We start from the raw sequence: 13702 nt of genomic DNA on the forward strand, positions 1-13702 counted from the left end.
GTGGGGGGACGAACGCAGCCGCCGCATCCACATCCCCGGCAGCCTGCCCTCCCCCGAGAGAAACACGAGGGAGACTGGCAGCGGGCCGACCGTCCGGTGAAAGGGGCCGTCATGTGGCAGCGCAGGAGTGTTCCGCGGGACGCCGTGCACCATCCGTTGTTCGCGCGCTGTTATGCGCGGTGCGGGGCCGCGGCCGATCAGCGGGCGGGGGTGGCGGAGCTGCGGCGTGCGCTGCTGTCGGGTGTCACCGGCCGGGTGATCGAGGTCGGCGCGGGCACCGGGCTGAATTTCGCGCACTGTCCCGGGACGGTGTCGGAGGTGGTGGCGATCGAGCCGGAGGCCACCCTGCGGCGGCTGGCGCGGAACGCGGCGGTGCGGGCGGAGGTGCCGGTGGATCTGGTGCCGGGGGTCGCGGAGGCACTGCCGGTCAAGAGTGAGGCGTTCGATGCGGCGGTGGCCTCGCTGGTGCTGTGTTCGGTGCGGGACGTGCGCCGGTCCCTGGCGGAGCTGCGGCGGGTGCTGCGGCCCGGCGGTGAGCTGCGCTTCTTCGAGCACGTACGGGCGGCGGGCGGCGGGCTTTCGGCGGTGCAGTGGACGCTGGACCGTACGGTCTGGCCGACGCTGATGGGCGGCTGCCACACCTGGCGGGATCCGCTCGCCGAGATCCGGGCCGCGGGCTTCGATGTGGTGCACGTCCGGCGGCTGAAGGTGCCGGAGCGCGGGCCGACCCTGCCGACCTCTCCCGCGGTGCTGGGGACGGCACGACGGCCGGTCGGCTGAGCGGAGGCGAATCGCGAGGCGGCTCAGCGGAAGCCGAAACGCGAGGCGGGACCGTGCCCGTCTCGCGTCCGCCGGCCGGTCAGACCGTCCAGCTGCGCAGTTCCTCGGCGATGGCGTGCAGGTCGGTGGTGCCGTCCTTGACCAGGCGGGCGAGGTCGCGGACGCGCTCAGGGGAGGTGGCGATCTTCAGGCCGCTGGCGATGAGGTAGCCGTAGGCGACGGCGGTCGCGAACATCGCGTTGGAGCGCGCCAACGCCGGTACGTGCAGCAGCAGTTGGAGCAGTGCCGCGGCCCGGTCCTGCGGGTCGGTGTAGACGGGTACGCCGAGGATCTCCGCCTCGTGGCGGCTGACGGCGGCCACCAGGGCGCCCCAGTCGGTGATCGGAGGGTCTCCCGGGGTGTGCTGTTCGGCGATCAGGAGGAGCCAGGCGAGGTCGATGCGCAGGGTCACTTCTTGCCCGGGTGTCCTTCCCGGCCCTGGGCCCTGCCGTGGCTGCTGCCGACGGCCGGATCGAGGCCGAATTCTTCGGCGAAGACGCGCTCGTACTGCTTCATGAAGTCGGATGCCGCCTCGACGAAGGTCTGGCCGACTTCTCCCGCGTCCTTGAGGACGAGTTCTTCGATATAGCGATTCACGCTGACTCCCCGCTGCAGGGCTCGCTCCCGGGCCGCTTCGGCGGTGGCTTCGTCCACACGGACGTTCAATTGTGTCTTCGCCACGCTCCCAAGCTAGCGCGCATCCGCTAGCACCGGCAAGCGGTACCGCCCGGCTCGCCCCGCCCTCCCGGTCCCTCCGCCGGCTCCGCAGCCCGCGTAGCCGGCCGAGGAAGACCTGGCGCACGCCTAGCCCGGTACGTCCTCCGTGGACAGCGGCCGGAGCGGATCGGTCGCCGCGGGTGGGGTGGCCGGCAGATCCCGGGCGGTGGCCGCGGCCGGTACCGGGTGCCCGGTGTCGTCGCCGGTGCGGCGGGCACGGGACCACAGGTAGTAGAGCGGGGCGGTCACGATCAGGCCGACGAGCCAGGACAGGTCGGCGCCGCCGAGGTGGGCGGCGAGCGGGCCGGTGTAGAGGTCGGTGGCCAGGAACGGGATCTGGACGGCGATGCCGATCGCGTACGAGCCGAGCGCGATGGTGTTGAAGCGCCCGTAGCGGCCGCCGTCCGGTGCGAAGAGGGCGTCGAAGTCGTAGCGGCCGTGGTGCAGCAGGTAGAAGTCGATGAGGTTGATCGCGGTCCAGGGCACGAGGACGACGAGCAGGACCAGCACCAGGTTGACGAAGCGGGCGACGAAGTCGCTGGACAGACCGAGGGCGAAGGCCAGTGCGCAGGCCAGGACCAGTGCGGAGACGGCGCCGCGGGCCATCAGGCGGGGCTGCCAGCGGCTCCGGAAGGTCTGCCCGATGGTGATCATCGAGAGGACCGCGCCATAGAGGTTGAGCGCGTTGTGGTTGATGACGCTGAAGAGGAACAGGATCAGCAGGACGGGCCCGAAGGCGCCGGCCGCGTCGTGGAATCCCCCGACCGTGTCCGGGTTCGGGCTGACCAGGGCGACGACGGTGCCGGCCAGGAACGGCAGCATCGAGCCGAGGGCGGAGCCCCAGTAGGTGGCCCAGAAGGTGCTCGCGGTACGGACGGTGCGCGGCAGGTAGCGCGAGTAGTCCGAGACGTACGGGGCGAACGCGAGCTGCCACAGGGCGCTGAGCGAGACGGTCGCCAGCCAGCCGGCGAAGGTGAATTCGCCGCGGGTGAAGAAGTCGTGCGGCAGTCCGCGGGCGACGACCACCGCGATGCCGGTCACGATGCCGAGGCCGAGCACCACTGTCGCGATCTTGTTGAGGGTGTGGATGAGGCGGTAGCCGATCAGGCAGATCACCGCGGATCCCGCGGCGCCCAGCAGGATGCCGGCGCCGACCGGTACGGCGGGAGCGAGCCCGTGCAGCGACTTGCCGGCCAGCACGATGTTGGACGCGAAGAAGCCGACGTACATCGCGGCGGCCACCACCACGATCAGCAGCGCGCCGAGCGTGCCGAACTGTGCGCGGCTCTGGATCATCTGGGGCACGCCGAGGTGCGGCCCCTGTGCGGAGTGCAGCGCCATGAAGACGCCGCCGAGCAGCTGGCCGACGAGGACGGCGAGGACGCCCGACCAGAGCGACTGGTGGAAGACCTGAACGCCCATCGCGCCGGTGACCAGCGGGAGGGGCGCGATGTTGGTGCCGAACCACATGGTGAACAGATCACGGGGGCGCCCGTGCCGTTCACTGTCCGGCACCAGGTCGATGGTGTGGCGTTCGACCGCTGCGGGCTGCGCGGTTCCTCCGGGTCCGGTCATGGCGACCTCCTCGGGGCGGCCCGCGCAAGGCGGCGGGCTGGCGGGTGGCGGGAAGGGCCGGCCGTCGGGCTGCGGCGGGGCGCGGGTGGCCGGCGGGCGGCGGGCGGCCGGTGCGGGGTGGTCCGGCGGGTGACGAGGGGCCGGATGGATCGGCCGACCGGCGGGGTTGGACGGGAGTCTTGGGCACTCCGCGCCGTCCGGTCAATCAGAGAAATCCGTCCTCCCCCATCACTTTTGCCGATGCAGGCGATGCGCGAGGATCGCCGGCATGCCCAAGGACGCGAACTTCACGCTCGTACAGCTGCGCTACTTTCTCGCCGCCGCGGAGCTCGGCAGCATGACGGCGGCCGCCCAGCGCATCAACGTCTCGCAGTCCGCGATATCGACCGCGGTGACCCATCTGGAGCGCGAGCTGGGGGTGCAGCTGCTGATCCGCCGGCACGCCAAGGGGCTGTCGCTGACGCGGGCGGGCGAGCGGTTCCTGCACGAGCTGCGCGGCTTCCTCACGCACGCCGACGATCTGACGGAGGCGGCGCGGAGCCTGGGCACGGACCTGGTCGGCGAGCTGGCGGTGGGGTGTTTCCAGACGCTGGCGCCGTTCTGCCTGCCGCAGCTGCTGCGGGAGTTCGGCCGGGCGCACCCCGCGGTCCGGGTGCAGGTGACCGAGGGCGACATCCGGACGGTGCAGGACGCGTTGCGCGGCGGGACCTGCGAGCTGGCGCTCCTCTACGACCTGGGACTCGATCCCGATCTGGACCGTGAGGTGCTGGCGGTGGCGCCGCCGTACGCACTGGTGCCGCCCGAGCACCGGCTGGCCGGTGCCGGGGCGGTGCGGCTTGCCGATCTGGCGGAGGACCCGATGATCGTGCTCGATCTGCCGCTGAGCCGCGACTACTTCCGGTCGCTGGCGCTGAAGGCGGGGATCGAGCCGCGGGTGCGGCACCGCAGCACGAGTTACGAGACGGTGCGTGCGCTGGTCGCCGCCGGGCACGGTTTCGCAATCCTCAACCAGCGTCCCGTGCACGACACGACCTATGACGGCGGGCGCGCGGTGGCGCTGCGGCTGACGGATCCGCTGCCCGCGCTGCCGGTCGTGCTGGCGCGGCTGTCGGGGGTGCGGCCCACGGGGCGGGCGCAGGCGTTCGCCGCGGTCTGCCGGGAGGCCATGGGGGCCTGAGCCGCCGGGCTTTCGGAGCGGTCAACTGCCTCTCGTCCGGGACTTTTCCGGGTATCCGTAAAACAGATGCAGTTGCTCGAAAACATCTGCTTTACGGATGGAGAGCGCGGCTCCCATAGTGGTCGCTCAGCAGAGCCCGCACCCTTTGGGAGGCTGATGATGACGCTCGCCCCGGACCACCTGACCGACCCGCGTCCGCTCCGTTCCGACTTCGTCGCGGCCATGGCCAACGCGGCGACCGGCGTCACCGTCGTCGCCACGGACGGCCCGGCCGGACGCTTCGCCCAGACCGTCAGCGCCATGACGTCGGTCTCCGCCGATCCCCCGTCGCTGCTGGTCTGCGTCAACCGGCGCAGCCCGCTGGCGGACGCCGCGGCCCGCAACGGCGTGTTCGCGGTCAGCGTGCTGGCCGTCGAACAGGCCCATGTATCCGATGTGTTCGCCGGCCGGGCGCACGGCGGTGCGCCCTACGACTTCGGGTGCGCGCCCTGGCGGCATCTCGCCACCGGCGCCCCCGCGCTGACCGAAGCGGCCGCCGTCTTCGACTGCCGGCTGTCGGCGTCGTACGAGCACGGCACGCACCGCATCCTGCTCGGCGACGTGCGCGCGTCCGGCCTCACGACGGCCCGGCCGCTGGTGCACCACGCCCGCGCGTACGGCGCGCCCCGGGCCCTGTGACCGGCCCCGCCCGTGCCGCCTCACCCCTCACGTCCCTGTAAGTCACTGTAAGGAGCGCCCAGATGATCCGTACCGGGGAGCAGTACCGGGAGTCGATCCGCGACGGCCGGGAGGTGTGGATCAACGGCGAGAAGGTCGCGGACGTCACCGCGCATCCCGCCTTCCGGCCGCTGGTCGACATCCGTGCCCGTATCTACGACATGGCGCACGATCCGGCGACCCGCGACGTGATGACGTACACCGCGCCCGGCGGCGACGAGGTCAACGCGGTACAGCAGAAGCCGCCACGCACCCAGGAGGACTGGGACGCGAAGCGGGCCGCCACGGACGCGGTGCTCACGGATGTGGGCGGCGTGGTCACGCGGGTCGGCGACGAGACGATCGGCGAGGTGTGGTCGCTGATCGACGGCCAGGACATGCTGGACGCCATCAACCCGGCCTACAGCGGCAACGTCCGGCGCCATATCGACCAGGCGTGCTTCGGCGACCCGTTCCACGTCTCGGCGAACACCGACCCCAAGGGTGACAGGTCCAAGCGGCCGCAGGACCAGGACCCGGACATGCTGCTGCATGTCGTCAAGGAGACGGACCGCGGCATCGTCGTGCGCGGCGCCAAGTACGAGACCGCGGCCGCCTACGCCAACCAGGCGTTCACCAAGCCCACCATCGCGAACTGGGGCGACTCCGAACTCTCCGACTACGCCCTGGGGTTCATGCTCGACATGGGCTCGCCCGGCCTGAAGTACATCTGCCGCACGGGCTTCGCGGGCCGCGCGCCGGCCGATGACTACCCGCTGGCGAACCGCTTCGACGAGGTGGACACGCTGGTCGTCTTCGACGATGTCGAAATCCCTTGGGAGAACGTGCTGTTCTACCGGGACACCAAGGCGGCGACGTTCATACGGGCCACCCTGCACCGCTACAGCGCGTACGCGTTCACCCAGCGCAATCTGCGGCTCGCCGACCTGATGATCGGCGCCGCACTGTGGAACGTGAAGCAGACCGGTCTGGAGAAGCAGCAGGCCGTGCAGGAGAAGCTGGCGACGCTCGCCTGTTACCGGGAGGGCATCAACGCGCACCTGACGGCGGCGGTGGCGATGGCGGAGCCGAGCCCCGGCGGGCTGCTGATGCCGAATCAGTCGCTGCTCTACACCGGCCGGGTGCTGGCCTGTTCGCAGCTGCACGAGATGATGCACATCGCGCGGGAGCTGTGCGGCGGGCAGATCTGCATCACGCCGGACAAGGCGTCGTTCGACCACCCGGACACCGCGCCGTGGCTGGAGAAGTTCTACTCCGTCAACGAGCACTGGGTAGCCGAGGACCGCCGCAAGCTGCTCGCCTATGCGCGGGACCTGCTGAACTCCGACTACGCGGGCCACCGGCTGACGTTCCAGCTCTTCGCGCAGTCGCCGCCGTTCGCGCATCTGGGCGCGGTCTACCGCAACTTCGACTGGGACGGGCCGCTGGACCTGGTCAAGGACGCGGCCGGGCTCTCGGACAAGGTCCTGGGCACCCTGGGGAGGACGGCATGAGCGCGCACACCCGGATCCGGCGGTTCAACACCGCCGACACCTATCCCGAGCAGAGCCTCGCCAACGACCTGGCGCAGGCCGTGGTCGCGGAGGGCACGGTCCATCTGCGCGGTCAGATCGGGCAGGACCTGGACAGCAGGGAGAGCGTCGGCGTCGGCGACGTGGCCGCGCAGGCGGAGCGGGCGATGGCCAACATCGCGATGCTGCTGGCGGAGTGCGGCAGCCGGCTCGACGAGATCGTCAAGATCACCGTCTATCTGACCGACATCCGGCACCGGGAGGCGGTGTACCGCACGATGGGCCACTGGCTCAAGGGCGTGCACTACGTCTCGACCGGGCTCGTCGTCTCGGCGCTGGCCAGGCCCGAGTGGCTGGTGGAGATCGACGCGACGGCGGTGATCCCGGAGCACCGGCGGGCCGAGGCGGAGCAGGAGCGGCTGCGGCACGCCGCCGAGCGGGGTGAGGCGCTGTGACGTTCTCGATCGCGGCGCGCTGCGTCCGCACCGGTGAGTTCGGGGTCGCGGTGTCCTCCTCCAGCCCTGCGGTGGCGGCCCGTTGTGCGTACGTCCGTGCCGGGGTCGGCGCGGCCTGCTCGCAGAACGTGACCGATCCCCGGCTGGGCCCGGCCCTGCTGGACGCACTGGCGGACGGGGCGGGCGCCGAAGAAGCCGTGAAGCGGCTGGCCGATGCCGAACCGCACGCCGCATGGCGGCAGTTGACGGCGGTCGGCGTACGCGGCGTGCCGGCGCAGCACTCGGGTTCCGGCACGTTGGGGGTGTATGCCCACGCGGTGGGCGCGGACGTGGTCGCGGCCGGGAATCTGCTCGCGGATCCCGGTGTGCCGGCGGCGATGGCCGAGGCGTTCGCCACCTCCCCGGACGCTCCGCTGGGCCTGCGGCTGACCAATGCGCTGGCGGCGGGCGCGGCGGCCGGCGGCGAAGCGGGCCCGGTCCATTCGGCGGGGTTGCTGATCGCCGCCGATGTGCCCTGGCCGGTCACCGATCTGCGGGTGGACTGGACGGACGGCGACCCGGTCGCCGAGCTGGCGGCCCTGTGGCGGCGGTGGGAGCCGCAGTGCGCGGATTACGTGCGCCGCGCGCTGGATCCGGGTGCCGCTCCCGGTTACGGCGTGCCGGGTGATCCGGCGTGACGCCGGTGACCGCCGCGCACACGGCGGCGCGGACCGCCGTCGCCGCCGCGGCCGACGACCTGCTCGCGCTCAGCCACCAGCTGCACGCGCACCCCGAGGTGGCCTGGGAGGAGGAGCGCGCCGCCCGGTGGACGGCCACCGCCCTGGACGAACTGGGCTACCGCGTGACCCCGGGCATCTGTGAGCTGCCCACCGCCTTCTCGGCGACCGTCGGCTCCGGGCCGCTGCATCTGGCGCTGTGCGCGGAGTACGACGCGCTGCCGGGGCTCGGGCACGCCTGCGGGCACAACCTCATCGCGGCGTCGGCGGTGGGCGCGGCGGCCGCGCTGGCGCCGCTCGTCGACGATCTGGGGCTGACGGTGACCGTGCTGGGCACGCCGGCCGAAGAGGGCGGCGGCGGCAAGATCCTGATGCTGGAGCGGGGCGCGTTCGCCGGGGTGCACGCGGCGATGATGGTGCATCCGGGCCCGGTGGACGTCGCCGAGGCGGAGCCGTTCGCGGTGGCGCACATGGAGGTCGGCTACCGGGGCAAGGCCGCGCACGCCGCCGCCTACCCGGAGCAGGGCCGCAACGCTGCCGACGCGTTCACCCTCGCGCAGGTCGCGATCGGCCTGCTGCGGCAGCAACTCCCGTCCACGGTACGGGTGCACGGCATGGTCACCCGCGGTGGCGAGGCGCCCAACGCGATCCCCGAGCAGACCCTGGGCCGCTGGTACGTGCGGGCCAGGACGCTGGAGGAACTGGCCGCGGTGCGGCCGCGGGTCGAGCGGTGCTTCGAGGCCGGGGCGCTGGCGTCCGGCTGCGAGCTGCACATCGAGGACGAGAGCCCGCCGTACGCGGAGTTCCGTACGGACGAGGACCTGCTGGGGCTCTACCGGCGGCACGCCCTGGAGGTGGGGCGGCGGTTCACCGCGCCCGGTGCGCCGGAGGCCAGGATGAACCGGGCGTCGACCGACATGGGCAATGTGTCGCGGGTGCTGCCGGCCATCCATCCGTACATCGGCATCGGCTCGCTGCCCGCGGTCAACCACCAGAAGGAGTTCGCCGCGCACTGTGTGCGTCCCGATGCCGACCGTGCGGTGCTGGACGGTGCGGCGGCGCTGGCGCTGACGGCGGTGTCGGCGGCCGCCGATCCGGAGCGCAGGGCGCGGCTCACCGGCGGGAGCGGCCGCTGACCGGCCGGGCCCCGGCGTGGACCGCGTCGCACGGAACGCGATCCGCGGCCGGGTTCCGGTCGTCGTGAGCGCGGTCCGTCCGGCCGGCCCGCTCGGCGCCGTCGCCCTGCAGCCGGACCCCGGCGCCGCCGGGCGTCCGTCCCAGCGCATGCACGCACAGGCCGACGACGACGAGCGCGAGCCCGAGCCAGCCGGACAGCGCGGGCGCCGCGACACCCACCACAAGGGCCTCGCCGAGCAGAGTGAAGGGCACCTCGGCCGCCTGGGTCGCCTCGACGGCACCCAGCGCGGCCGGCTCGTGGCGCACCAGATCGGTGGCGCGGAAGAAGACGGTGGTGGCCACGACTCCCGAGACCAGGGCGACGATCAGGCACTGCACCACCTGGTCGCCGGACGGCGGACCCGCCGTCGCCGCCGCCGTGCCCGCCAGCACGAACCACAGCGGGAGCGAGCCGAGCGTCATCGCCAGGGTGCGCTGGACGCCGTCGAGCCCATCGAGGCCGAGCAGCTTGCGGTTGCCCAGCGGGTAGGCGACGGCGGCGACCGCGACCGGCAGCACGACCTTGAGTGCGGTGAGCGCTCCGGTGCCCTCGGCGTGCTGAAGCTGGGCCAGGACGACACCCGCGACGATCAGCGCCGAGACGCCGATGGTGCGCAGCGGCACCCGGCCGCCGCTGAGCGCGCCGATGGCGATGCCCGCGACGATCACCAGTTGCCAGGTGGAGGCGACCAGCCAGCCGGCGCCCGCCTCGCCGGCCCAGGTCAGGGGCGCGTAGAAGAGGCCGAAGCCGACCGTGGACCAGACGAGCCAGACGGCGGGCCTGGTCCGCAGACTGCGCAGGACGCCGGGCAGTCCGCCGCGCACGGCGACCAGGGCGGTCAGCGGGACGGCCATGAACAGGTAGCGCAGGCTCGTGCTCCAGAGCCACGATCCGCCGGAGACGCTCATCCAGCGGTTGAGCACGAACGTCGTCGCGAAGCAGGCGGCGGCGACGATGCCGAGCGCCATGGGGCCTGCCACGCCGCCCCTGCGGGCGGGCGCGGGGACCGCGCCGTGGTCGTGGGTGGGTATCGGCACCGCGTCTCCCGTTGTCCGTCGTCGGATGGCGGGCCCGGCCCTGCTCGCCGCCCGCTGATTGATATCTGAAATGTTAGTTGGCCTTCGCGGACGGCCGACGGCAGGGGCAGGTCCGGCCGCCGCCTCCGGGCCACCGCGGTGGTGGGCGCGTGCGGGTGGACGGCGGCCACGAATCAGGGCGTGTGCGACGGACGCCACGGCGCCCCCTCGCACACGCCCTAAGATCGGGGCGTGACCGCACTGGAACCGGTGCCGAGAAGGCTGCTGCGCGACCGGGCCTATGACGCGCTGCTGGAGGCCATCGTCTCCGGCGAACTCTCCCCCGGGCAGAAGCTCAGCGACGCCCAGCTCGCCGAGCGCCTCGGCCTCTCCCGCGCCCCCGTCCGGCAGGCGCTCGCCCGGCTGGCCGACGAGCGCCTGGTGGTCTCCAAGCCGCAGAGCTATACGCGGGTGGCGCCGGTCGTCGAGCAGGAGATCCGCGACGCGCTCGCGGTCGTCCGGGCCCTGCACGCACTCGCCGTGCGCGAGGCGGTTCCGCATCTCACCGAGGTGCACCTGACGCGGATGCGGGATGCCAACGACGCGTTCGTGCGTGCCCTGGACGCCGAGGACGCGGCGGCCGCCATCGCCGCGGACGACGCGCTGCACGCCGTCCCGATCGAGGTGTGCGGCAACCGCGCGCTCGCCGAGACGATCGCCCGCTACACCCCGCTGCTGCGCAGGCTGGAGCGGCGGCGCTTCTCCGGGGACGCGGCGCGCTCATCCGCCGCGCGGCACGACGCGTTGATCGCGGCCTGCGCAACGGGCGCCACGGACAAGGCCGTTGAGCTGTCGGGCGAGATCTGGGACGGCCTCGAACTGACGGGCTGAGGACCGCGGCCGGCGCTCCCCATGAGGGGCGGGGCGGATTCCGGGCGTGAGTGGGTGAGGTACAGGAAACCCCGGTGAGATCGACCTTGCTGGAGTCCGCCTGCTGCGCGGGGCTGCGAGCCGGCGGGGTACCGCGCCGGCGCGCAATTCCTTCAGGCCGGGGACGTGGTTGTGGAGGGTGCCCGGGGAGGCGCCCAGGAGGTGCGGGTTGAGCAAAGGCGAGAAGGAGAGCATCAGTTCGGGGCTTGAGTGGCTCATTGGCCCTGTTGGCCCTGCTCGTGTCCGGTGAGCATGTTGATCAGGCTGTGGGGTGCGTTGTCGACGAAGGCGGCCTCGTAGAAGAGGGCACCCTCAGCGGCGGCTGTGGCGCTGCGGGGGAACATGGCCTGCTCGTATCCGGTGAGCGCGGCCTCGACGTCGTCGGGGTGCGCGGCGATGGCCTTGCCGAGTTCGGCGCCGTCGTACATGGCCAGGTTGGCGCCTTCACCGTTCGGGGCCGAGAGGTGGGCGGCGTCGCCGAGCAGGGTCACCCCCGGCACCCGGTCCCACCGGTGCTCGATCGGCAGGGCGTTGAGGGGGCGCAGGACCGGTGCGGTGTCAGCGTCGGTGATCAGCGCGGTGAGTTGCGGTGCCCAGCCGTCGAATTCCTGCGCGATCCGCGCGGTCGCGGAGGCGGGGTCGGTGAAATCGATCCCGGCGAACCAGTCCTGCGGCTTGAAGAGCGACACGTAGGTGTGGAGGACCCCGCCGCTCTCCCGGTGCGCCTGGATCGCCTTCCCCGGCGCGGGCGCGAACAGCGACCCGCCCCCGACTGCCCGTGCGCCGGCGGGGTGCCGGGTGTCGGCGTCGAACAGGTAGGTCTCGACGAACGACGCGCCGACGTACTCGGGTGTGGCGTCGGAGAGCAGCGGGCGGACCCGTGACCAGGCGCCGTCCGCGCCGACCAGCAGGCTCGTGACGACGGTGGAGCCGTCGGCGAACGTCACCTCGTGACGGGCATCGCCGAGGGCACGGACGCCGCTGACCTTGTGCCCCCACCGGACGGTGCCGGCCGGGAGCGAGTCGAGCAGGACCCGTCGCAGCTCCCCACGCTGCACCTCGGGACGTCCGCCCGTGCCGTCGTCGGCTACGTCGAGGAGCACGGTCCCGTCCCGGTCGAGGACCCGGTACTGCTGGCGGCCCTCCAGGATGAGGCCCCGGAACTCGTCGATCAGGCCCGCCGCCTGCAGAGCCGGTTGACCGTTGTCGTCGTGGATGTCCAGCATTCCGCCCTGGGTACGCGCCGTCGGGGAGGGCTCCGCCTCGTAGACGGTGGCCGGGATTCCGTGGACGTGCAGGACGCGGGCGAGTGTGAGGCCGCCGAGTCCGGCGCCGATGATCGTGACAGGGGTGCGCATGGTGATTCCTTGCGTGTCGCACGCCTGCCGGGCGGGCACCCGGCAGGATCTCCGCAAAGGTGCCAGGCCCCGCCGACAAGCCGCCGACACCGGACCGACAGCCCCCTCATCGCCTCGCACCAGTACGCGCTGGACTTCGGCAGCTCGACCTCCAGGCGCCGGTACAGGCCGTCGCCCCAGTGCGCGGTCAACCTGCCACGCCTGCCGAATCGGCGGCGATCCGCTCCTGCGCCTCGACGATCCGTGCCTTCGGCTCGGCGCCCGGGTCGATCGTGCTCATGCCCGCGTTCTCGCGCCGCTCCCCGGGCGGCGAAGTCCGGCTGCACGGCATCCTTGTGCTGCTGTCGCAAGCCACCCACGGCCGGCCGACGATCGGCGACAGCCATGCGTACGCGGCCACCGCCCGGCCGGTGTCGACGCCGCCGGATTCGGCGAACTCCCCTCTCCGCACCTCGTCGGCCGGATCCGGCCGAGTTATCCGGGGGAAGCCTCCGGTTTCTGGCCTGGGCATGGTTGCATGGGCTCGGCAGTCCGCGGCACGACGGTCACGGGCGCCATGTCCCCAGGGGGTCTCATGTCACGTCCGTTCCGCTTCGGCCTCAACATGCTCACCATCGACTCCGGCCCCACCTGGCGCGAGAAGTGCCGCAGGGGCGAGGAGTTGGGCTACGACGTGCTGCTCGTCCCGGATCACCTCGGCCGACCCGCGCCGTTCCCCGCGCTGGTCGCGGCGGCCGACGCGACCGAACGGCCGCGCGTGGGCACCTTCGTGCTCAATGCCGGCTTCTTCAGCCCCGCGCTGCTCGCCCGCGAGGTGGCCACCACCGACGCGCTCACCGGAGGCCGCCTTGAGCTGGGCCTGGGCACCGGGTACGTACGCGCCGAGCACGACGACGCCGGACTCCCCTGGGGTTCGCCGGGTGAGCGCGTGGACCACCTGACGCGCACCGTCGAGGAGTTGGACCGGCTGCTCGGCGATCCCGGGTACGCGCCGAAGGCCGCCCAGCAGCCCCGCCCGCCGCTGCTCATCGGCGGCAACGGCCCGCGGATGCTGCGGCTGGCCGCGAAGCACGCCCAGATCGCGGCGTTCAGCGGCGGCCGGCAGGCGCCGGGCAAGCCCGAAGGCACCTTGGAGCTGCTGACCGCCGAGCAAGTGGCGGCGTCGGTGGCCAGGTACCAGGAGTTCGCGGCCGGCCGTACCGAGCCCGCGGAGCTGAACATCCTCGTGCAGCAGGTGCTGGTCACCGACGACCGCCGGGCCGCCGCCCGCGAGTTCGCGGCGCACGGCGTCGGCCTCGACGAGGACCAGGTGCTGGAAGCCCCGACCCTGCTGATCGGCACGCCGGAGCAGATGGCCGACCAACTGCGGGAGCGCCGCGAGCGCTACGGCTTCTCGTACATCACCGTCCTGGACCCGTTCATGGAGGCGTTCGCCCCGGTGATCGCGGTACTCCAGGGCAGCTGAGCCGGGCAGGGCGGGCGGCGGGCGGGCGCACCCCGCCGCTTCGGCCGGCGCACCCCGCCGCCCCTTCTT

At 72.6% G+C, this 13702-nt stretch carries 15 protein-coding genes; 9 read left to right on the top strand and 6 right to left on the bottom strand.

Features of this window, described 5'->3' with window-relative positions; genetic code table 11:
- The first annotated feature begins 111 nt into the window (after nucleotides 1–111).
- On the top strand, nucleotides 112–780 hold the full coding sequence (locus LIU39_RS17655; protein WP_227047706.1) for a class I SAM-dependent methyltransferase: 669 nt from the start codon (nucleotides 112–114) through the stop codon (nucleotides 778–780).
- Between the two features lie 79 nt (nucleotides 781–859).
- Here the strand turns inward: LIU39_RS17655 and LIU39_RS17660 are convergent, their stop codons facing one another.
- The 3 genes from LIU39_RS17660 to LIU39_RS17670 form a co-directional block, all read right to left on the bottom strand.
- On the bottom strand, nucleotides 860–1231 hold the full coding sequence (locus tag LIU39_RS17660) for a fic family toxin-antitoxin system, toxin component (protein WP_227047707.1): 372 nt from the start codon (nucleotides 1229–1231) through the stop codon (nucleotides 860–862).
- The gene (locus LIU39_RS17665) at nucleotides 1228–1500 is read right to left on the bottom strand and encodes a hypothetical protein (RefSeq protein ID WP_227047708.1); all 273 of its coding nucleotides are present in this window, start codon (nucleotides 1498–1500) and stop codon (nucleotides 1228–1230) included. Before LIU39_RS17665 ends, LIU39_RS17660 begins: the two co-directional genes overlap by 4 nt.
- A 123-nt stretch (nucleotides 1501–1623) precedes the next feature.
- On the bottom strand, nucleotides 1624–3111 hold the full coding sequence (locus tag LIU39_RS17670) for a purine-cytosine permease family protein (protein WP_227047709.1): 1488 nt from the start codon (nucleotides 3109–3111) through the stop codon (nucleotides 1624–1626).
- 268 nt (nucleotides 3112–3379) lie between these two features.
- Here LIU39_RS17670 and LIU39_RS17675 point away from each other — a divergent pair, with 268 nt between their 5' ends.
- From LIU39_RS17675 to LIU39_RS17700, 6 genes are all read left to right on the top strand, one after another.
- Nucleotides 3380–4288, top strand: a complete 909-nt coding sequence (locus LIU39_RS17675; protein WP_227047710.1) for a LysR family transcriptional regulator — start codon at nucleotides 3380–3382, stop codon at nucleotides 4286–4288.
- Nucleotides 4289–4447: 159 nt separating this feature from the next.
- The gene (locus LIU39_RS17680) at nucleotides 4448–4966 is read left to right on the top strand and encodes a flavin reductase family protein (RefSeq protein ID WP_227047711.1); all 519 of its coding nucleotides are present in this window, start codon (nucleotides 4448–4450) and stop codon (nucleotides 4964–4966) included.
- Between the two features lie 62 nt (nucleotides 4967–5028).
- Nucleotides 5029–6498, top strand: a complete 1470-nt coding sequence (locus LIU39_RS17685; RefSeq protein WP_227047712.1) for a 4-hydroxyphenylacetate 3-hydroxylase family protein — start codon at nucleotides 5029–5031, stop codon at nucleotides 6496–6498.
- On the top strand, nucleotides 6495–6971 hold the full coding sequence (locus tag LIU39_RS17690; RefSeq protein ID WP_227047713.1) for a RidA family protein: 477 nt from the start codon (nucleotides 6495–6497) through the stop codon (nucleotides 6969–6971). Before LIU39_RS17685 ends, LIU39_RS17690 begins: the two co-directional genes overlap by 4 nt.
- Nucleotides 6968–7648, top strand: coding sequence for a DUF1028 domain-containing protein (locus LIU39_RS17695; RefSeq protein ID WP_227047714.1), 681 nt, complete (start codon nucleotides 6968–6970; stop codon nucleotides 7646–7648). Before LIU39_RS17690 ends, LIU39_RS17695 begins: the two co-directional genes overlap by 4 nt.
- Complete coding sequence (locus LIU39_RS17700) at nucleotides 7645–8823, top strand: M20 family metallopeptidase (protein WP_227047715.1); 1179 nt, start codon at nucleotides 7645–7647, stop codon at nucleotides 8821–8823. Before LIU39_RS17695 ends, LIU39_RS17700 begins: the two co-directional genes overlap by 4 nt.
- Here the strand turns inward: LIU39_RS17700 and LIU39_RS17705 are convergent.
- Entirely contained in the window at nucleotides 8801–9901 is a 1101-nt protein-coding gene (locus tag LIU39_RS17705; protein WP_227047716.1) for a multidrug resistance efflux transporter family protein, read from the bottom strand. The genes LIU39_RS17700 and LIU39_RS17705 overlap by 23 nt on opposite strands.
- 231 nt (nucleotides 9902–10132) lie before the next feature.
- Here LIU39_RS17705 and LIU39_RS17710 point away from each other — a divergent pair, with 231 nt between their 5' ends.
- The gene (locus LIU39_RS17710; protein ID WP_227047717.1) at nucleotides 10133–10771 is read left to right on the top strand and encodes a GntR family transcriptional regulator; all 639 of its coding nucleotides are present in this window, start codon (nucleotides 10133–10135) and stop codon (nucleotides 10769–10771) included.
- A 254-nt stretch (nucleotides 10772–11025) separates the two neighbouring features.
- Here LIU39_RS17710 and LIU39_RS17715 read toward each other — a convergent pair whose 3' ends face one another.
- Both LIU39_RS17715 and LIU39_RS17720 read right to left on the bottom strand, forming a co-directional pair.
- Nucleotides 11026–12168 carry an FAD-dependent oxidoreductase gene (locus LIU39_RS17715; RefSeq protein ID WP_227047718.1) on the bottom strand — a complete coding sequence of 381 codons (1143 nt, stop codon included), beginning with the start codon at nucleotides 12166–12168 and terminating at the stop codon, nucleotides 11026–11028.
- Between the two features lie 187 nt (nucleotides 12169–12355).
- Nucleotides 12356–12679 (bottom strand): hypothetical protein, encoded by a 324-nt coding sequence (locus LIU39_RS17720; protein ID WP_227047719.1) that lies wholly within the window; start codon nucleotides 12677–12679, stop codon nucleotides 12356–12358.
- 63 nt (nucleotides 12680–12742) lie between these two features.
- Between LIU39_RS17720 and LIU39_RS17725 the strand changes: the two genes are divergently transcribed.
- On the top strand, nucleotides 12743–13633 hold the full coding sequence (locus tag LIU39_RS17725; protein WP_227047720.1) for an LLM class F420-dependent oxidoreductase: 891 nt from the start codon (nucleotides 12743–12745) through the stop codon (nucleotides 13631–13633).
- The last annotated feature ends 69 nt before the right edge of the window (nucleotides 13634–13702 follow it).

Source organism: Streptomyces pinistramenti, assembly GCF_020564935.1.
Taxonomy (GTDB): Bacteria; Actinomycetota; Actinomycetes; order Streptomycetales; family Streptomycetaceae; genus Streptomyces; species Streptomyces pinistramenti.